The sequence below is a fragment of the Kitasatospora sp. NPDC088548 genome (assembly GCF_044753005.1).
In the GTDB taxonomy this organism is placed as follows: Bacteria; Actinomycetota; Actinomycetes; order Streptomycetales; family Streptomycetaceae; genus Kitasatospora.
In genome coordinates this window covers 208,150-225,254 of sequence record NZ_JBIVMI010000007.1, presented here as the reverse complement: position 1 = coordinate 225,254, position 17,105 = coordinate 208,150, and the positions used below count along the sequence as shown (strand labels likewise).

Genomic DNA, 17,105 nt, shown 5'->3' with positions numbered 1-17,105 from the left:
GGCAGTCGGACCGTGGCAGGATGGGCGCATGCGCATCGTGGCACTGGCAGGCGGAATCGGCGGAGCGCGCTTCCTGCGCGGACTCCGGGAGGTCGTCGGCCCGCAGGACGAGATCACCGTCATCGGCAACACGGGCGACGACATCCACCTCTTCGGCCTCAAGGTCTGCCCCGACCTCGACACCGTGATGTACACCCTCGGTGGCGGCATCCACGAGGAACAGGGCTGGGGCCGGGCCGACGAGACCTGGTCGATCAAGGCCGAGATGAAGGAGTACGGCGTCGGCCCCGAGTGGTTCGGGCTCGGCGACCGCGACTTCGCCACCCACCTCGTCCGCAGCCAGATGCTCACCGCCGGGTACACCCTGAGCCAGGTCACCGAGGCGCTCTGCGTGCGCTGGAAGCCGGGCGTGCGGCTGCTCCCGATGAGCGACGACCGGGTCGAGACGCACGTGCGGATCACCGACCAGGACGGCACCCGGGCGATCCACTTCCAGGAGTACTGGGTCCGGCTGCACGCCGCGGTGGCCGCCGAGGCGATCATCCCGGTCGGCGCGGACACCGCCAAGCCCGCGCCCGGGGTGCTGGAGGCGATCGCCGCCGCCGACGTGATCCTCTTCCCGCCGTCCAACCCGGTCGTCTCGATCGGCACCATCCTCGCCGTGCCCGGCATCCGGGCCGCCGTGGCCGCCGCCGCCGCGCCCGTGGTCGGGCTCTCCCCGATCATCGGCGGTGCGCCGGTGCGCGGCATGGCCGACAAGGTGCTGGCCGCCGTCGGCGTCGAGGCCACCGCCGAGGCGGTGGCGCTCGACTACGGCTCCGCGCTCCTGGACGGCTGGCTGGTGGACACCGCGGACGAGGCCTCGGTCGCCGCGGTCGAGGCCGGCGGCATCGCCTGCCGGGCCGTCCCGCTGCTGATGACCGACCTCGCGGCCACCGGTGAGATGGCCCGGGCCGCGCTGGCGCTCGCCGAGCAGGTCCGCGCGTGAGCCTGCGGATCCTGCCCGTCACCGGTCTGCCCGAGGTCGAGGCCGGCGCCGACCTCGCCGCGCTGATCGCCAAGGCCGACAGCTACGAGGACGGCGACATCCTGCTCGTCACCTCGAAGATCGTCAGCAAGGCCGAGGGCCGGCTGCTGCACGCCGCCGACCGCGAGGCCGCGATCGACGCCGAGACCGTCCGGGTGGTCGCCCGGCGCGGCCCGGTCCGGATCGTCGAGAACCGCAACGGCCTGGTGATGGCCGCCGCCGGGGTGGACGCCTCCAACACCGCCCCCGGCACCGTGCTGCTGCTGCCCGAGGACCCGGACGCCTCCGCCCGCGCGCTGCGCGCCCGCCTCCAGCACCTCACCGGGCGAAGGCTCGCCGTCGTCGTCACCGACACCTTCGGCCGGCCCTGGCGCGACGGTCTCACCGACGTCGCCATCGGCGCCGCCGGGCTGTCCGTCCTGGAGGACCACCGGGGCCGGACCGACAGCCACGGCAACGAACTGGCCACGACCGTCACCGCCACCGCCGACGAACTCGCCGCCGCCGCCGACCTGGTGAAGGGCAAGGCCACCGGCGTCCCGGTCGCCGTCGTCCGGGGCCTGGCCCGGCTGGTCACCGCCGAGGACGGCGAGGGCACCCGGCCGCTGGTCCGCCCGGCCGCCGACGACATGTTCCGGCTCGGCACCTCCGAGGCGCTGCGGCAGGCCGTCACCCTGCGGCGGACCATCCGCTCCTTCACCGCCGAGCCGGTCGACGGGGCCGCCGTCCGCCGCGCGGTCGCCGCCGCCGTCACCGCGCCGGCCCCGCACCACACCACCCCCTGGCGGTTCGTCCTGCTGGAGTCCGCCGTGGCCAGGACCGGGCTGCTGGACGCGATGCTCGCCGCCTGGCGGCGGGACCTGCGCGAGCTCGACGGCTGGGACGACGCGAAGATCGCCCGCCGCACCGCCCGCGGCGACGTCCTGCGCGACGCGCCCTACCTGGTGGTCCCCTGCCTGGTGATGGACGGCTCCCACGACTACCCCGACGAGCGCCGTGCCACCGCCGAACGTGAGATGTTCACCGTCGCCATCGGCGCCGCCGTGCAGAACCTCCTGGTCACCCTGGCCGGCGAGGGCTACGGCTCCGCCTGGGTCTCCTCCACGATGTTCTGCCGCGACACCGTCCGCGCCGCCCTGGACCTCCCGGCCGGCTGGGACCCGATGGGCGCCATCGCCGTCGGCCGCCCCGCCGAACCCCCGCGCGACCGCCCCGCCCGGCCCGCCGACGCCTTCATCGAGGTGCGGTAGGGCTCAGAGCCGGCGGTACACATCACGACGGTTGCCCACGTGCACGACGAGAATCACCAGCACCTCGCCGTCGATCTCGTAGATCACGCGGTAGTCGCCGGCTCTCAGCCGGTAGAGACCGTCGTGGCCACTCAGCTTCTTGACGTCAGGACCGTCGGTGCAGGGGTCGTCTCCCAGCGCGGTGAGCGCGGTGAGGATCCGCAGCACCTCGACCTGGCCGATCGTGCGCAACTGGCGCTGGGCATGCGTGGTGAAGCGGAACGCGTACTTCACGCGGCGCTCCCGGCGGAGCCCGGGGGCGAGTCGAACAGGTCCGCCAGCAGCTCGCCCATGCTCACCGTCGGATCGCCCCGGTGCTGCTCGGCCTCGCGGGCGGCGAGTTCGTCCGCGGCCTCCTCTATGGCGTCGAGGATCTCGATGGGTACCACCGCCCCGACGCGTTCGCCCTTGCGCGTGATCACGGTGATCTCGCCGGCCTCGGCCCTGGTGACGACCTCGGCGAGGTGGGCCCGGGCTTCACGGATGCTCAGTGCGTCAGCCATGCATCGAGCGTACACCCGCAGGTGTACACCGGAGGTTCCGTCGCCTATCGCCCCCGGTGGTCGTTGGGGGTCAGGCGGGGGCCGTAGCGGGGGGCGTGGGAGGCGGTGGCGAGGAGGAGGCGGCAGAGCCGGTGGCGGTGCGGGCGGTAGGGCTCCAGCAGGGCGAGCATCTGGGCGTCGTCGCTGCGGGGGCGGCCGGCCAGGGCCCAGCCGACCAGGTTGGGGAGGTGGTAGTCGCCGACCGAGACCGCGTCCGGGTCGCCGTTGCTGCGCTGGAGCGTCTCGGCGGCCGTCCAGAGGCCGATGCCGGGGACGGCGGTGAGCCGGGCGAAGGCGGCGTCGTGGCCGAGGGCGGACGCCTCCTCCAGCCGGGGTGCCAGCCGGACGGCGCGCTGGACGGTGGCGGAGCGCTTCGGGTCCACCCCCGCGCGGTGCCACTCCCAGCTGGGGACGAGCGCCCACTCGCGGGCCGACGGCGCCACCCGCATGCCCTCGGCGGGGCCGGGCGCCGGGGTGCCGAAGTCCCGCAGCAGAGTGCGCCAGGAGCGGTACGCCTCGTCGGTGGTCACCTTCTGCTCCAGGATCGCCGGCACCAGCGACTCCAGGACCAGGCCGGTGCGCCCGAGCCGGAGCCCGGCCGCCCGCCGCCGGGCCTCCCGCAGCGGGCCGGGCGGCAGCACCAGGCCCGCCGGTTCGTCCTCCGCGCCGAGCAGCGCGGGCAGCCGCTCCAGCAGCCAGTCGGCGCCCGGCCCCCAGGCCCGCGCCTCCACCTCGCCGTCGGCCGGGCGGGCCAGCACCCGCAGCGTGCCGACCCCGGCCGGGGTGCGGGAGGCCCGCCAGATCGCGCCGTCGCCGGTGGTCCGGTACGCCGGGTCGGCGGGGCCGCGCCGCAGTGGCAGCAGGGTGCGGGCCGCGTCCAGCGGGAAGCCCGGCCGCCAGCGCCGTACCGCCTCGCCCGTCACCGCCGTACGCCTCCTCCGCTGTCCCGCCCCACCGCCTTCCCCGACCATGGGGGTATGAACGATACGCGGCTGCCCGAACTGTCCCCCGGGGACCGGAGCGCGGTGCGCGCGCTCTACCACCGGGTGCTGGAGGGCTGGAACCTGCGCGACGGCCCGGCCTTCGCCGGACCGTTCGCCGAGGACGGGGAGGTGATCGGCTTCGACGGCACCCGGCACAGCGGACGGTCGGTGATCGCCGCCGAGCTGGGCCGGCTCTTCGCCGACCACGCCACCCCCGAGTATGTGGCGAGGGTGCACCGGGTACGGGCGCTCGGGCCGGGGGTGGCGCAGCTGGACGCCGTCGCGGGCCTGGTCCCGGACGACGCCGAGGACCTCGACCCGGCGCTCAACGCCCTGCAGACGGTGATCGCGGTCAACGCGGGCGCCGGCTGGCGGATCGCGCTGCTGCAGAACACCCCGGCCCGCTACGACCTGCGACCGGACCTCGCCCGGGAGCTGACCGCCGAGCTGCGCGCCCTGGTCGGGCGCGGCCCGGGGCCGGGTTAGCCCGCAGCCGGAGCAGGAGCAGGAGCTGCGTCCGGAGCAGGAGCAGGAGCAGGAGCCGGGGCCGAGTCCGGAGCAGGAGCCGGGCCCGAATCCGGAGCCGGGACTGGGTCCGGGGCCGGGGCGCCGTCGGCGTGCTGGAGACGGGCGGCCGCGGCACGGATGCCGGGGAGGCGCTCGTAGAGGACCGAACCGGGGCACTCGGTGTTGAAGCCGTCCCGGTGGCCGGAGACGGCGTCGAAGTCGGCCTTGCTGCCCTTGGGGTAGCGGCTGGCGGAGGACGCGGAGACCAGCTGGACGCGGCCGGCCGCGTCCTGGCCGGTGAGGCCGAGCTTCCAGGCGGCCGTCCGGGCGATCCCGTCCAGCAGGGGTTCCGGCGGGACGTCGGTGGTGAACGTGCCGATCGCCGCGACGCCCGCCGAGTCGGTGTTGAAGCCGAGGGTGTGCGCGCCCCGCACGGGCAGGCCGACGCCGCCCGCCCGGCCCTCGTAGACGGTGCCGCAGCGGTCCACCAGGAAGTTGTAGCCGATGTCCCGCCAGCCGTTGCTCTGTACGTGGTACTGGTACAGCGCCCTGATCACCCGGGGCGCGTCGGCGCAGTCGTACTCGGTGGCGGTGGCGGTGTGGTGGACGAAGACCGCCCGGACCGGGCCGGTGTAGACGAAGCCCTCTTCCCGCAGCGACTCGTCGGCGCCCCAGCCGGCCCGGGTGACGACGGTGGGGCGGGGGGCCTGGTGCCCGTCCGCCGGGCTCCCGGGCAGCACCTGGGCGGTGGCCGCGTCCGCGCCCTGCCCGGGGTCGACCAGTTCGACCCGCAGTCCGGGCGGCGGCCCGGCGGGGCCCGGGACGACCTCGACCGCGACACCGTCGCTCGGCCCGGTCCAGAGCGGCGCCGTCGCACCGTGCGGCGGCCCGTCGGGGCCGTCAGGGCCCTCGGCGCTGTCAGGGCCGTCGGGGCCGTCGGCGCCGTCCGTGTCCAGGTCGTGCCAGCCGCTCCAGGCGCCGGTGGCGGCGGACCGGACGCGCACCCGGACCGAGCCGTCCGCGAGCGCCGCCGCGGGGCCGTCCCAGCCGACCCCGAGCAGCTCGAACGGCCGGGTGGCGCGCGCCGCGAGGCCGCGTCCGGCGGGCCCGGCACGCCCGGTGGCCCCGGTGGATATCGCGGTCAGCGGGAGCGAGGTGACCGAGCCGCCGCCGGCCGGGGTCCGTGGCCGCGGGGCCGGTTCGGCGGCGGCGGTGACGGGCTGGAGGAGCAGGACGGCGGTGCAGCCGGCGAGAGCGGCGGCCGGAAGATGAAGGGTCATAGAAGGGATGTTCACCGCAAACAGACAGTGTCGCCACGTCACTCCCACCCGGCCCGCCTCCCCTCCCGGTGGCCCACCCGAAGGCCGTAGGCTGGGGCGCACCATGACTGCGCATTTCGCTGCCGATGCCCGAACCCCCGTCGAGCTGCTGCACGCATACCTGCGAGGTGGCACTCCCTCAGTCGACCCCGCCGCCCCGCTGGTCACCTTCTACGACGACGCGACCGGCGAACGGGTCGAGCTCTCCGCCCGGACCTTCGACAACTGGGTGGCCAAGACGGCCAACCTGCTCCAGGACGAGCTGAACGCCGGCCCGGGCGACCGCGCCGCCCTCCTCCTGCCCGCCCACTGGCAGAGCGCCGTCTGGCTGCTGGCCTGCTGGTCGGTGGGGGTGGCGGCCGTCCCGGGCGGCGAGCCCGGCACCGCCGACCTGGTGGTCAGCGGCCCGGACGGCCTGGCCGCCGCCCACGCCTGCGAGGGGGAGCGGGTGGCCCTCGCCCTGCGCCCGCTCGGCGGACGCTTCCCCCAGCGCCCGGACGGCTTCCTCGACTACGCCGCCGAGGTGCCCGGCCAGGGTGACCGCTTCGCGCCGTACTCCCCCGTCACCCCGGACGCGCCCGCGCTGGAGACCGAGGTCGACGGGCTGCCGCTGAAGCTGACCGGCGAGCAGACCGTCGCGCTGGCCCGCGAGGGCGCCGTCCGGCTCGACCTGGGGCCCGGCGACCGGGTGCTGTCCACGCTCTCGTACGACGACTGGACGGGCCTGGAGGCCGGACTGCTCGCGCCGCTGGCGGCCGGCGCCTCGGTGGTGCTCTGCCGCAACTCGCAGGACCTGACCGCCGAGCAGTGGGAGAAGCGGGCGGAGTCCGAACGGGTGACACTGCGCCTCGGGTAACCCCCGGGTCCGGCCCGGCGGGTAGGGATCCCTGCCATGGCCGAGGACGACACCGAGCACCCCCCGACCGAGCGCCCCCCGCCCGGGGCCTCCCCGACCCCGGGCCTCCCCGACCCGGACGCCCCGAAGCCGGACGTCCCCCGGCCGGGCTCCCCGACCGCACCCGGACGAGGGCGCCGGCGGTGGCTGATGATCACCGCCGGCGCCTTCGCCTTCCTGCTGGTCGCCTCCGGCGCACTGCTCTGGATCGCCTACCGCAAGCTCGACGGCAACATCGGCACCGACACCGCCACCGACCGGCTGCTGGCCCAGCTGGAGGCCGAGCGGCCCAGCCGGACCGCCGGGGCCAAGGGTGCCGAGAACATCCTGCTGATCGGCAGCGACGACCGGACGGGCGCGAACGCCTCGTACGGCGAGGCCGGCGGCCGGCGCTCGGACACCACGATCCTGCTGCACCTGGCGGCGGACCGGAAGCACGCGACGGCGGTCTCCATCCCGCGCGACGTCATGGTCACCGTCCCGGCCTGCGAGAAGCCGGACGGCACCCGGAACAAACCCGGGCTGATGCAGTTCAACTGGGCGTTCGAGATCGGCGGCGCGGCCTGCTCGATCCGCACCGTCGAGCAGCTGAGCGGCATCCGGATCGACCACCATGTGATCCTCGACTTCACCGGCTTCAAGTCGATGGTGAACGCCGTGGGCGGGGTCGAGGTGTGCGTCCCCCAGCCGATCCACGACAAGGACGCCAGGCTGGACCTGCCGGCCGGGCGGCTGACCCTGAACGGCGAGCAGGCGCTCGGCTACGTCCGGGCCCGGGAGACCCTCGGCGACGGCAGCGACACCCAGCGAATGGGGCGTCAGCAGCAGTTCCTGGCGTCGCTGATCCGCAAGGCGCAGTCGCAGGGCGTGCTGCTGAACCCGGCCAGGCTCTGGCCGGTGCTGGACGCCGCGACCTCCTCGGTGAAGGCCGACGGGGGCCTCTCCTCGCTGGGCGCGCTCTACGACCTCACCCAGGACCTGCGCGACATCCCCTCGGCGAACGTGGTGTTCCTGACCGCGCCGCGCCGCCCGTACCGCTTCGACTCGGACCGGGACGAGTTCGTGCAGCCGCAGACCACCCAGCTGTTCACCACGCTGCGCGACGACCGTCCGGTCGTCGTCCGCCCGCCGGGCTCCGTCACCGCCCGGGGCACCGGACCCGCCACCGGACCGGGCGCCGGGGCGACCGCGTCCGCCGCAGCCGGCTCGGACGGGACCGCCCAGACTGCCGAGGCGTCAGCCGACCCGTCCGCCTCGCCCACGTTCGAGGGACGCACCGCCGATGTGGACGCCTGCGCGGCGCACTGACCCGCCCGGCACCGGGCACTGATCGCAGGTCAGGGTCACTCTTTTGTGTGCGGATCATTCCTTCGAAGGCTTTCGAGGGAAATTCCCGGACCCTGATTTACCTGGTGAATTGACGCCCGGGAACATGGCGGAGATCACATCAGGAACAATTCCCCCACGCGACTCGTCTAGTGTGTCCGGGTCGGCGCGCGGCATCCGCGCACCGGCCCGTGGACCGGTCGGAGGGAGGGAAGCCCCGTGCAGCAGGACCAACAGGAGGTCGACCCCGCCGACCAGTGGGTGCTCGATCCGGAGACCGGGCAGTACCGGCTCGACCCCGCCGCCGCCATCCCGCCGCAGCGCCGCCGGAAGCCCGCCCCGGAGCCGTCGGCGGCCGCCGCACCCCCGCCGGGCCGTCGCGACGGCGGCGGCCGGGCCGCCCACCGCAGGGCCGGCGCCGCCAAACGGAGCCGTCGGCGGCGGGTGCTGAAGTGGACGGCCGGGATCGGCGCAATGGTCCTGGCGGCCGGCTGCGGCGGCGCGTACTACGTGTACCAGCACCTCAACAGCAACATCACCGCCGTCAAGGTGCAGCTGGGCAGCGAGGAGGAGCGGCCCAAGGCGGCCGGCGACGCGCTGAACATCCTGGTGCTCGGCACCGACAGCCGGGAGGGCCTCGGCCGCGAGTACGGCGACGAGGGCAGCGCCGGACACGCCGACACCACCCTGCTGTTCCATGTCGCCAAGGACCGCAGCAATGCGACCGTGATCAGCATTCCGCGCGATCTGATGGTGCCGATCCCGGAATGCCAGAGCGGTGACGGCAAGAAAATCCCGGGCTCGACGCGCGCGATGTTCAACACCAGTCTCGGTCAGGACGGCCGTGACCCGGGGTGCAGCTGGAAGACCGTCGAGAAGGTGACGGGCATTCGGGTCGACCACTTCGTGATGGTCAACTTCGAAGCCGTGAAGACGCTCTCCGCCGCCGTCGGCGGGGTCGAGGTGTGCGCGGCCAAGGACATCAACGACCCCGACTCGCACCTGAAGATGAGCAAGGGCCGGCACGTGGTGCAGGGCGACGAGGCGCTGGCCTTCGTCCGCACCCGGCACGCCGTCGGCCTGGGCGGGGACCTCACCCGGATCCCGCTCCAGCAGCAGTTCATCAGCTCGATGATCCGCGCCATCAAGAGCGGCGACACCCTGACCAACCCGGCCAAGCTGTGGAAGCTCGCCGACGCCGCCACCAAGGCGCTCACCGTGGACTCCGGGATCGGCAGCGTCGACAAGCTGAAGGACCTGGCGCTGGACGTCAGCAAGGTGGACACCAAGAACATCACCTTCGCCACCGTGCCGGTGCTGGACGACCCCAAGGACAAGGACCGGCTGGTGCTCAAGCAGCCGGACGCCGGGCAGCTGTTCTCGATGATCGCGAACGACCGCTCGCTGACCGAGACGGCCACCCCGGCCGCCCCCGCCACGCCCGGGGCCGGCGCCCCGACCACCCCCGCCCCCGGGCCGACGGCCACCACCCCGGCCGTGGACACCAAGGGCCTCCGGGTGACGGTGCGCAACGGCAGCGGGACGCCCGGGCAGGCCCAGCAGGCCGTCGACAAGCTCCAGGCGAAGGGCTTCACCAGGGCCGCCACCGGCGCCAACATGCCTGCCACACCGGCCAGTTCGGTGTCCTACCCGGCCGGCCGGTCGACCGAGGCGGCCGCGCTGGCCGCCGCCCTCGGCCTGCCCGCCGACGCGGTCAGGGAGGACCCGAAGGCCGGCACCAGGGACGCTCTGGTGCTGGCCCTCGGCAAGGACGTGCTGGCGGCTCCCGCGAACCCGGCCGCCGTGCCGACCGAGGCACCCAAGGACCTTCAGCGCGTCCAGGCCGACGACACCGACGCCTGCGCCAAGTAGGCCGCTCGGGCCTCGGCGAGGAGGCCGCCCGTCTCCCGGCACTCCTCGCCGGTGCGCGGGCAGCGCCAGCGGCCGGGGCCGTCGGGCTCCAGCGGCTCGCCGGCCCGGCCGACCCACTTGATCCGGCGGGCCGGTACACCGGCGACCAGGGCGAAGTCCGGGACGTCCCGGTGGACCACGCCGCCCGCCGCCACCAGCGCCCGGCGGCCGGCCGTCACCCCGGTGACCAGGACGGCGCGGCCGCCGACCGAGCAGCCCTCGCGGAGCGTCACGCCCTGGGCGTGCCGGTCGTCCCCGCGCTTCAGCCGGCCGTCCTCGACCACCGACCGGGGGTGGAGGTCGTTGGTGAGCACGGCCGCCGGGCCGATGAACACCCCGTCCTCGGCCATCGCGGGTTCGTGGACCAGCGCGTGGTTCTGGAGTTCGACCCGGTCCCCGATCCGCACGCCGGGGCCGACGTGGGCGCCGCGTCCGATGACGCGGTCGGCGCCGATCACCGCGTCCTCGCGCACCTGGGCGAGGTGCCAGACCGTCGTCCCGGCGCCGAGCACCGCCCGTCCGTCCACGTCCGCGCCCGGCTCGACACGGGCACCGACGACGGACCCGCCCTCGACTGTCCCCATGGCGACCGGCGATAGCGCCGGGCGGCGGGTCAGGAGGGCGGGTCGGTGGGATCGGCCGGACTGCGGTCGGCCGGGCTGCGCCGGGTCAGCGGCCCTCGGTCACCACGTCCGTGGCGGACGGGGCGCGGCTGCCGATCACCCGGCGGGCCAGCGAGCTCGGCGAGGTGAGGAAGCCGAAGCCCCAGCTGAGGTGCATGGTCGCGAAGGCCACCGGCAGCATCGCCTTCGCCTTCGGCGCCAGCCCGCGGCCCTCGACCAGCGCGCCGCCGACGATGCCGAGCAGGTAGGCGCCGGGCACCGCGAGGAAGACCGGGTGGACGGCGGCACCGAGCACCAGCCCGAGCGTCACGCCGACGAAGGCGGCCGGCGGGGCGAGGTAGCGGAGGTTGACCGAGCCCTTGTGGTAGCGGGTGACCACCCGGCGCCAGCGGCCGTAGTCCTTGTACTGCTTCGCCAGCGCCCGCACGCTCGGCCGGGGCCGGTAGGTGACCCGCAGCTGCGGGGTGAACCAGACCAGCCCGCCGTCCTGGCGGATGCGGTAGTTGAGCTCCCAGTCCTGGGCGCGGACGAACTCCTCGTTGTAGCCGCCCAGCTTCTCCAGCACCTCGCGCCGGAACACCCCGAGGTAGACGGTGTCCGCCGGGCCGGCCAGGCCGCCGGTGTGGAAGGCGGCGTTGCCGACGCCTATCTTCGAGGTCATCGCGGCGGCGACCGCGTTCTCCCACTCGGTCTCGCCCTCGGCGTGCATGATGCCGCCGACGTTGGCGGCCTCCATCTCGCCGAGCAGCCGGACCGCGGTGGTGATGTACCCCGGGGTGAGCAGGCCGTGCCCGTCGACGCGGACCACGATCGGATGGCTGGAGCCGCGGATCGCGGCGTTCAGCCCGGCGGGGGTGCGGCCGGTGGGGTTCTCCACCGTCCTGACCCTCGGGTCCTCGGCGGTCAGCTCGGCGGCGATCTGCGCGGTGCGGTCGGAGGACGGACCGAGGGCGATCACCACCTCCATCGGCCCGGCGTAGTCCTGTTCCAGGATGTGCCGGACGGCCGTGCGCAGGTGTCGTTCCTCGTTGAGCACCGGCATGATCACGGAGACCGCCGGCAGCTCCTCAGCAGCCTTGGTGTTCATCGGGGCCAACCGTACCGGTGCGGGCGGGTCGCCGTCTTGTCCCGGTCTGGGCGGCTCCTCGTACCCCTCGCTGAAGGAACGTTTCGCCGATCAGGCCCACCGTACTACCCACCCCCGGCGCGCCCTCACCCGGCCTAGTGCGAGCCACCCCTACCATCCGAGAGATGCCCGTCTCCCCCCTCTCCGCCCGTCCCCGGCGGCGCCGCTCCTGGCCCCGCCGGCTGGCCGCAGGCATCGCCTTCGCCGTCCTCACCACCTCCTGCGGCGGCTGGGCGGTGCTGCACGGCCTCGGCTCGATCGACCGGGTCGACGCCTTCGGCGGCGACCAGGCCAGACCGGCCGACGACGGGGCCACCACCTTCCTGGTGGTCGGCACCGACGACCGCTCGGGCATCCCGGAGAAGACCCTCAAGGAGGTGCTGCACGCCGGGGGCGAGTCCTGCCGCTGCACCGACACCATGATGATCGTCCAGCTCGCCAGGGACGGCGCCCGGGCCAGCGTGGTCAGCATCCCGCGCGACTCCTACGTGGACATCCCCACGCACCGCGACCCGGCCACCCGCAAGGAGGTGCCGGCCGGCAAGGGCAAGATCAACGCCGCGTACGGGATGGGCGGGCCGCAGCTCACCGTCGCCACCGTCGAGCAGAACACCGGGCTGCGGATCGACCACTACCTCCAGGTGGACTTCGCCGGGTTCGTCTCCGCCGTGGACGCCGTCGGCGGGGTGCGGGTCTGCACCGCCAAGCCGCTGAAGGACGAGTACTCCGGGCTCGACCTGCCGGCCGGCACCAGCACCCTGGACGGCGCCGGGGCGCTCAAGTACGTCCGCGCCCGGCACGTCGACGGCAGCTCCGACCTCGGGCGGATGCACCGGCAGCAGCGGCTCGTCGCCCAGCTGATGCACCAGGTGACCAGCGGCGGCACCCTGCTCAACCCGGTCCGGCTGGCGCGGGTCACGGACAGCCTGCTGGGCTCGGTCAAGGCCGACAAGGACCTCACGGCGGACGAACTGATCACCCTGGCGACCAGGATGAAGGACCTCTCGGCGGGCAAGGCGGACTTCGCCACGGTGCCGCTGGCGCAGCTGGACCACCAGGTGAACGGCTGGGGCTCGACGGTGCTCTGGGACCAGGCGGGGGCCAAGGCCCTGTTCGACGCCGTCCGGGACGGGCGGCCGCTGGACGAGGCGGTTCCCACGGCGGCGCCCACCGCCGCCCCCACAGCGGTTCCCCCGACGGCCCCCGCCACCGCGCCGGCCGCCAAGCCCGCCGTGACGCCCGAGCAGGTGCACGTCCAGGTGTTCAACGCGGCCGGGACCGCCGGGCTCGGCTCCCGGGTCGACGGCGACCTGCGACGGGCGGGCTTCGCGACCACCGGCGCGCCGTCCAACGCCCCGGCGGGCGGGCCGGCCGCGCGGACGGCGATCCGGTACGACCCGCGCTGGGACGAGTCGGCCCGGACGCTGGCCGCCGCCCTGCCGGGCGCCGAGCTGACGGCCGTCGCGGGGCTCGGGCCCACCCTCCAGGTGTACGCGGGCACCGCCTACCAGACGCCCCCGAGCCCCACCACCGGCCCGGCCGCCGGCGCACCGTCGGTTCCCCCCGCTCCCCCGGTGCCCTCCGCCGCCACGACCGTGACCGCCGACAAGGCGGCGGACATCCTCTGTCCCTGACCGCCCCGGATCGCCCCGACCTCCCCGACCGTCCCGGCCCGGGCCGGACACGCCGCGGGGGCCGGATGCGGTGTCGCACCCGGCCCCCACGGTCCCCCGTCCCCCCGGTTCCCCCCGTTCCCCCTGCCCCGCCCATGCCCTCCCCGGCGCTGTCCCCCGGCCGGGAAGGCCCCCGTGGCGGGGTCAGTCCGTCGCGATCGCCGCGAGGACGTTCATCCGCCCGGCCCGGAAGGCCGGGACGAGAGCGGCCAGCAGACCGATGACCACCGAGGCGGCCAGCGTCGCGACGATCGTGCCGACCGGCACGGCCAGCGTCGCCAGCCCCTGGTCCTTCAGCACCTGCTGCCCGGTGATGCCCCAGGCCAGGCCGAGGCCGGTGCCGAGGACGGCCCCGAACAGGGCGATGACCACGGACTCCAGCCGGATCATCCGGCGCAGCTGGCGGCGCGAGAGGCCGATCGCCCGCAGCAGGCCGATCTCCCGGGTGCGCTCGACCACCGACAGCGCCAGGGTGTTGACCACGCCGAGCACCGCGACCACGATCGCCAGGCCGAGCAGGCCGTAGACCATGTAGAGCAGGGTGTTGACCTGGCCCTGCACGAGGTCCTTGTAGCCGGCCTGGTCCTTGATGCCGAGCTGCGGGTACTCCTTGAGCGAGTCCTCCAGCGCGGCGAGCGTCCTGGTGATGTCCGCTCCGGCGGCGGCCGTGCCGTAGACCGAACTGTCGAGCGGCAGCTCGGCCGCCGGGACGGCCTTGGCGACGGTGTCGATGGCCACGAAGACGGCGCCGTCGAAGAGCGAGCCCTTGGCCAGCACGACCCCGACCGTCAGCGACTGGACGTGGCCCTTGGCGTACTCGACCTTGATGGTGTCGCCGACCTTGAGGTTGCGCTCCTTGGCGTACTCCTCGCCGACCGCCAGCGAGCCCTGCTGGACCGAGGCCGCCGTACCGGACGTGACCGGGAGCCGGAAGTCGTCGGTGAAGCGCTCCGACACCGCGGCGAGGAAGGACTTCGTCGTGTTGCCGTCCGGCGTGGTGAGCTTCGCCGGCATGTTCTTCTGCTCGGTGACGTGGTCCAGGCCGGGGGTGTTCCGCGCGGCGGTGACCATCTCGGCGCTGAGGCCGGTCCGGCCGCCCGAGATGATGTAGTCCGCGCCGACCGACTTGTCGATCTGCTCGGTGGAGGACTTGACCATCGAGGAGGTGAACACCGAGGCGCCGATCACCAGCGCCAGCCCGATCATGAGCGCGCCGGCGGTGGCACCGGTACGCCGCGGGTTGCGCATCGCGTTGCGCTGGGCGAGCTTGCCGGACGGGCCGAACAGGGCGGGCAGCAGCGCGCCGAGCACCCGGATCACGGCGGTGGCCAGCAGCGGGCCGAGGACGACGAAGCCGAGCAGGGTGAGCAGGACGCCCAGGCCCAGGTACGCCCCGCCGGTGGCCGCCTTGTCGGCCTTGGCGGCGAGCACCAGCAGTCCGCCGCCGCCCGCCGTCAGGACGAGGCCGATCACCGTGCGGACGGTGTTGGACCGGCCCTCGGCCGGGGTGCCGTGGTCGCGCAGGGCGGCGATCGGTGCGATCCTGCTGGCCCGGCGGGCCGGGAACCACGCCGCCACCAGGGTGACCCCGACGCCCAGCAGGTAGCCGTACACCACCGCGTCCGGCCCGATCTGCAGGTCGTCGGTGTTGAGGTTCATGCCGACGGCCTTCATCAGCTGCATCAGGCCGACGGCGAGGCCGAGCCCCGCGCCGATGCCGATGGTGGAGCCGAGCACGCCGAGGATCAGCGCCTCCACCAGCACCGAGCGGTTCACCTGCTTGCGGCTGCCGCCGACGGCGCGCAGCAGCCCGATCTCCCGGGTGCGCTGGGCGACCAGCATGGAGAAGGTGTTGACGATCAGGAAGCCGCCGACCAGCGCCGAGACGACCGCGAAGCCGAGCATCGCGTTCTTCATGAAGCCGAGGAAGGAGCCGATGCTCTTGTTGTTCTCCTCCTTCTGCTCCGCCGCCGTCTTGATCTGGTAGCCGCCGCCCGTCGTGCCGGCCGCGTCGGCCTTGAGCTGGTCGTTGCTGCGGCTGCCGTCGCCGAAGACCTCGACGGAGGTGTACGCGGTGGTGCCGAGCAGGACCTGCTGCGCGGTGGCGGTGTCCAGGAAGGCCAGCGCCGCGCCCGGGTTGGTGGTCTTGAAGGAGACGATGCCGACGATGGAGAAGTCGTGCTTGCCCTCGACGGTGATGACGCGGAGCCTGCCGCCGAGGCCGAGCCCGGCCTTCTTGGCCGTGTCGGCGTCCAGCACGATCTGGTCGGGGCCCTGCGGCGCATGGCCGCTGGTGACCTCCACCGAGCTGCGCGGGGTGTCCGTCCAGCTGCCGGTCAGGGTCGGCGCACCGCTGGTCGGGCCGACGGCCTTGTTGGTGACCGGGTTGACCAGGGTGGCGTTGGCGATCATGATCTGGCCGATGGCCTGCTTCACGCCGGTGGTGGCGGCCACCTTCTGGACGACGTCCACCGGCAGGGTGGCGGTCCTGCCGCGCGCGTCGTCGTCCTCCTCGCCGTCGAGGCCGGTCTTGGCGGGCTGGACGGATATGTCGGAGGCGGTCGAGGCGAAGAGCCGGTCGAACGTGCCGGTGGCGGTGTTGGAGAACACCAGGGTCCCGGAGACGAACGCGACCGACAGGACGACCGCGATCAGGGAGAGTGCCATCCGCCCCTTGTGGGCGAAGAAGCTTCTCAGTGAGGTCTTGAGCAGCATGGTCCCGGTTCCCCGCTCAGCTCGTGCGCTTGCCGTCGAAACGGCGCATGCGTTCGAGGACGGAGTCGGCGGTGGGGGCGTACATCTCGTCGACGATCACACCGTCGGCGAGGAACAGCACGCGGTCCGCGTAGCCGGCGGCGACCGGGTCGTGGGTGACCATGACGATGGTCTGGCCCAGTTCGTCCACCGAGCGGCGCAGGAAGGTCAGCACCTCGGCGCCGGCCCGGGAGTCGAGGTTGCCGGTGGGCTCGTCGCCGAAGATGATCTCGGGGCGGGCGGCCAGCGCCCGGGCCACCGCGACGCGCTGCTGCTGGCCGCCGGAGAGCTGGGTCGGACGGTGCTTGAGGCGGCCCGCCAGGCCGACGGTCTCCACGACCTGCTCCAGCCAGGCGGTGTCCGGCTTGCGGCCGGCGATGTCCATCGGGAGCGTGATGTTCTCCAGCGCGTTCAGCGTCGGGAGCAGGTTGAAGGCCTGGAAGATGAAGCCGATCTTGTCCCGGCGCAGCCTGGTCAGCTGCTTGTCCTTCAGGCCGGTGATCTCGGTGTCACCGATCCAGATCCGGCCCTCGGTGACGGTGTCCAGGCCGGCCAGGCAGTGCATCAGGGTCGACTTGCCGGAGCCGGAGGGGCCCATGATCGCGGTGAAGCGGCCGCGCTGGATGTCGACGTCCACCGCGTCCAGCGCGGTGACCCTGGTCTCGCCCGAGCCGTAGGCCTTGGTCACCTGCCGGGCCGAGGCCGCGACACCGGCGTCGCCGGCGGGAAGCTGGGGGTCGTACACGGCTGCTGCTGCCGTCGTCACTGAAGTCTCCTAAGAAGTGGGCCCACCCGTTGCCCCCAGCCTCGCCGCCCCCGCCTGTCCTGCGACATGGCGGAGGCGGTAGTCCTCGACCGGGAGTTAGCACCACCCATCGCGTGTGGCCGGCTCCGGTTCCGCTGAGCCTCGCCCTCGTTCGCACGAGTGGGGATAAGGACAACGTTAGGAGCGGCCCGCGGATCACTCGTCATCCGCCGGGATGAAGCGGCCCAACCGGAGATGTACGGGGAGGGGCGGGGGGGCCCCCCGGGGGGGGGGGGGCCCCCCCCCCCGGGGGGGCGCCGGGGGGGGGGGGACGCCGCGGCGGGCGAAGCCGAGAACGGGGGGGGGGGGGGGGGGGGGGGGCCCC

15 protein-coding genes are annotated in these 17,105 nt (G+C 74.2%); 7 read left to right on the top strand and 8 right to left on the bottom strand.

All coding sequences use genetic code 11. The features are described from left to right. Positions 1 to 28 precede the first annotated feature (28 nt). Positions 29 to 988 carry a 2-phospho-L-lactate transferase gene (gene cofD, locus ACIP82_RS12565; protein WP_363613123.1) on the top strand — a complete coding sequence of 320 codons (960 nt, stop codon included), beginning with the start codon at positions 29 to 31 and terminating at the stop codon, positions 986 to 988. Then, positions 985 to 2,277, top strand: coding sequence for a coenzyme F420-0:L-glutamate ligase (locus tag ACIP82_RS12560; protein WP_400653294.1), 1,293 nt, complete (start codon positions 985 to 987; stop codon positions 2,275 to 2,277). The genes cofD and ACIP82_RS12560 overlap by 4 nt, the downstream gene beginning before the upstream one ends. A 3-nt stretch (positions 2,278 to 2,280) precedes the next feature. On the opposite strand, the gene ACIP82_RS12555 is transcribed toward ACIP82_RS12560, so the two are convergent. The 3 genes from ACIP82_RS12555 to ACIP82_RS12545 are packed head-to-tail and all read right to left on the bottom strand — an operon-like array spanning position 2,281 to position 3,829. After that, positions 2,281 to 2,550, bottom strand: a complete 270-nt coding sequence (locus ACIP82_RS12555) for a type II toxin-antitoxin system RelE/ParE family toxin (RefSeq protein ID WP_363613127.1) — start codon at positions 2,548 to 2,550, stop codon at positions 2,281 to 2,283. Then, on the bottom strand, positions 2,547 to 2,819 hold the full coding sequence (locus tag ACIP82_RS12550; RefSeq protein ID WP_400653292.1) for a type II toxin-antitoxin system Phd/YefM family antitoxin: 273 nt from the start codon (positions 2,817 to 2,819) through the stop codon (positions 2,547 to 2,549). The genes ACIP82_RS12555 and ACIP82_RS12550 overlap by 4 nt, the downstream gene beginning before the upstream one ends. A gap of 44 nt (positions 2,820 to 2,863) precedes the next feature. Continuing rightward, positions 2,864 to 3,829, bottom strand: a complete 966-nt coding sequence (locus tag ACIP82_RS12545) for a DNA-3-methyladenine glycosylase family protein (RefSeq protein ID WP_400653291.1) — start codon at positions 3,827 to 3,829, stop codon at positions 2,864 to 2,866. 6 nt (positions 3,830 to 3,835) lie between these two features. On the opposite strand from ACIP82_RS12545, the gene ACIP82_RS12540 reads away from it, so the two are divergent. Continuing rightward, positions 3,836 to 4,327, top strand: coding sequence for an SgcJ/EcaC family oxidoreductase (locus ACIP82_RS12540; RefSeq protein WP_363613133.1), 492 nt, complete (start codon positions 3,836 to 3,838; stop codon positions 4,325 to 4,327). On the opposite strand, the gene ACIP82_RS12535 is transcribed toward ACIP82_RS12540, so the two are convergent. Next, complete coding sequence (locus tag ACIP82_RS12535; protein ID WP_400653289.1) at positions 4,324 to 5,628, bottom strand: peptidoglycan recognition protein; 1,305 nt, start codon at positions 5,626 to 5,628, stop codon at positions 4,324 to 4,326. The two genes, ACIP82_RS12540 and ACIP82_RS12535, sit on opposite strands and share 4 nt — an antisense overlap. A gap of 103 nt (positions 5,629 to 5,731) precedes the next feature. On the opposite strand from ACIP82_RS12535, the gene ACIP82_RS12530 reads away from it, so the two are divergent. The 3 genes from ACIP82_RS12530 (at position 5,732) to ACIP82_RS12520 (ending at position 9,760) form a co-directional block, all read left to right on the top strand. After that, a complete protein-coding gene (locus ACIP82_RS12530; protein WP_363613137.1) occupies positions 5,732 to 6,523 on the top strand; it encodes a TIGR03089 family protein in 792 nt (263 codons plus the stop codon). Between the two features lie 36 nt (positions 6,524 to 6,559). After that, complete coding sequence (locus ACIP82_RS12525; protein ID WP_363613139.1) at positions 6,560 to 7,870, top strand: LCP family protein; 1,311 nt, start codon at positions 6,560 to 6,562, stop codon at positions 7,868 to 7,870. A gap of 237 nt (positions 7,871 to 8,107) precedes the next feature. After that, on the top strand, positions 8,108 to 9,760 hold the full coding sequence (locus tag ACIP82_RS12520) for an LCP family protein (protein WP_400653287.1): 1,653 nt from the start codon (positions 8,108 to 8,110) through the stop codon (positions 9,758 to 9,760). Here ACIP82_RS12520 and ACIP82_RS12515 read toward each other — a convergent pair. Beyond that, entirely contained in the window at positions 9,718 to 10,383 is a 666-nt protein-coding gene (locus tag ACIP82_RS12515) for an acyltransferase (protein ID WP_400653285.1), read from the bottom strand. The genes ACIP82_RS12520 and ACIP82_RS12515 overlap by 43 nt on opposite strands. 85 nt (positions 10,384 to 10,468) lie before the next feature. Then, positions 10,469 to 11,509: a glycosyltransferase family 2 protein gene (locus ACIP82_RS12510; protein ID WP_363613145.1), complete on the bottom strand. Its 1,041-nt coding sequence runs from the start codon at positions 11,507 to 11,509 to the stop codon at positions 10,469 to 10,471. A gap of 164 nt (positions 11,510 to 11,673) precedes the next feature. Here ACIP82_RS12510 and ACIP82_RS12505 point away from each other — a divergent pair, with 164 nt between their 5' ends. Beyond that, positions 11,674 to 13,182, top strand: coding sequence for an LCP family protein (locus ACIP82_RS12505; protein ID WP_400653284.1), 1,509 nt, complete (start codon positions 11,674 to 11,676; stop codon positions 13,180 to 13,182). Positions 13,183 to 13,365: 183 nt separating this feature from the next. Here ACIP82_RS12505 and ACIP82_RS12500 read toward each other — a convergent pair whose 3' ends face one another. Further along, complete coding sequence (locus tag ACIP82_RS12500; protein ID WP_400653282.1) at positions 13,366 to 15,936, bottom strand: ABC transporter permease; 2,571 nt, start codon at positions 15,934 to 15,936, stop codon at positions 13,366 to 13,368. 16 nt (positions 15,937 to 15,952) lie between these two features. Beyond that, entirely contained in the window at positions 15,953 to 16,720 is a 768-nt protein-coding gene (locus ACIP82_RS12495) for an ABC transporter ATP-binding protein (protein ID WP_363613161.1), read from the bottom strand. Positions 16,721 to 17,105 lie beyond the last annotated feature (385 nt).

What these genes read in the sequence shown, in the direction of transcription:
- ACIP82_RS12545 (WP_400653291.1), bottom strand. Translation starts at nt 3,829, where the DNA reads ATGGTCGGGGAAGGCGGTGGGGCGGGACAGCGGAGGAGGCGTACGGCG.
- ACIP82_RS12505 (WP_400653284.1), top strand. Translation starts at nt 11,674, where the DNA reads ATGCCCGTCTCCCCCCTCTCCGCCCGTCCCCGGCGGCGCCGCTCCTGG.
- ACIP82_RS12530 (WP_363613137.1), top strand. Translation starts at nt 5,732, where the DNA reads ATGACTGCGCATTTCGCTGCCGATGCCCGAACCCCCGTCGAGCTGCTG.
- ACIP82_RS12500 (WP_400653282.1), bottom strand. Translation starts at nt 15,936, where the DNA reads ATGCTGCTCAAGACCTCACTGAGAAGCTTCTTCGCCCACAAGGGGCGG.
- ACIP82_RS12535 (WP_400653289.1), bottom strand. Translation starts at nt 5,628, where the DNA reads ATGACCCTTCATCTTCCGGCCGCCGCTCTCGCCGGCTGCACCGCCGTC.
- cofD (WP_363613123.1), top strand. Translation starts at nt 29, where the DNA reads ATGCGCATCGTGGCACTGGCAGGCGGAATCGGCGGAGCGCGCTTCCTG.
- ACIP82_RS12510 (WP_363613145.1), bottom strand. Translation starts at nt 11,509, where the DNA reads ATGAACACCAAGGCTGCTGAGGAGCTGCCGGCGGTCTCCGTGATCATG.
- ACIP82_RS12525 (WP_363613139.1), top strand. Translation starts at nt 6,560, where the DNA reads ATGGCCGAGGACGACACCGAGCACCCCCCGACCGAGCGCCCCCCGCCC.
- ACIP82_RS12550 (WP_400653292.1), bottom strand. Translation starts at nt 2,819, where the DNA reads ATGGCTGACGCACTGAGCATCCGTGAAGCCCGGGCCCACCTCGCCGAG.
- ACIP82_RS12540 (WP_363613133.1), top strand. Translation starts at nt 3,836, where the DNA reads ATGAACGATACGCGGCTGCCCGAACTGTCCCCCGGGGACCGGAGCGCG.
- ACIP82_RS12515 (WP_400653285.1), bottom strand. Translation starts at nt 10,383, where the DNA reads ATGGGGACAGTCGAGGGCGGGTCCGTCGTCGGTGCCCGTGTCGAGCCG.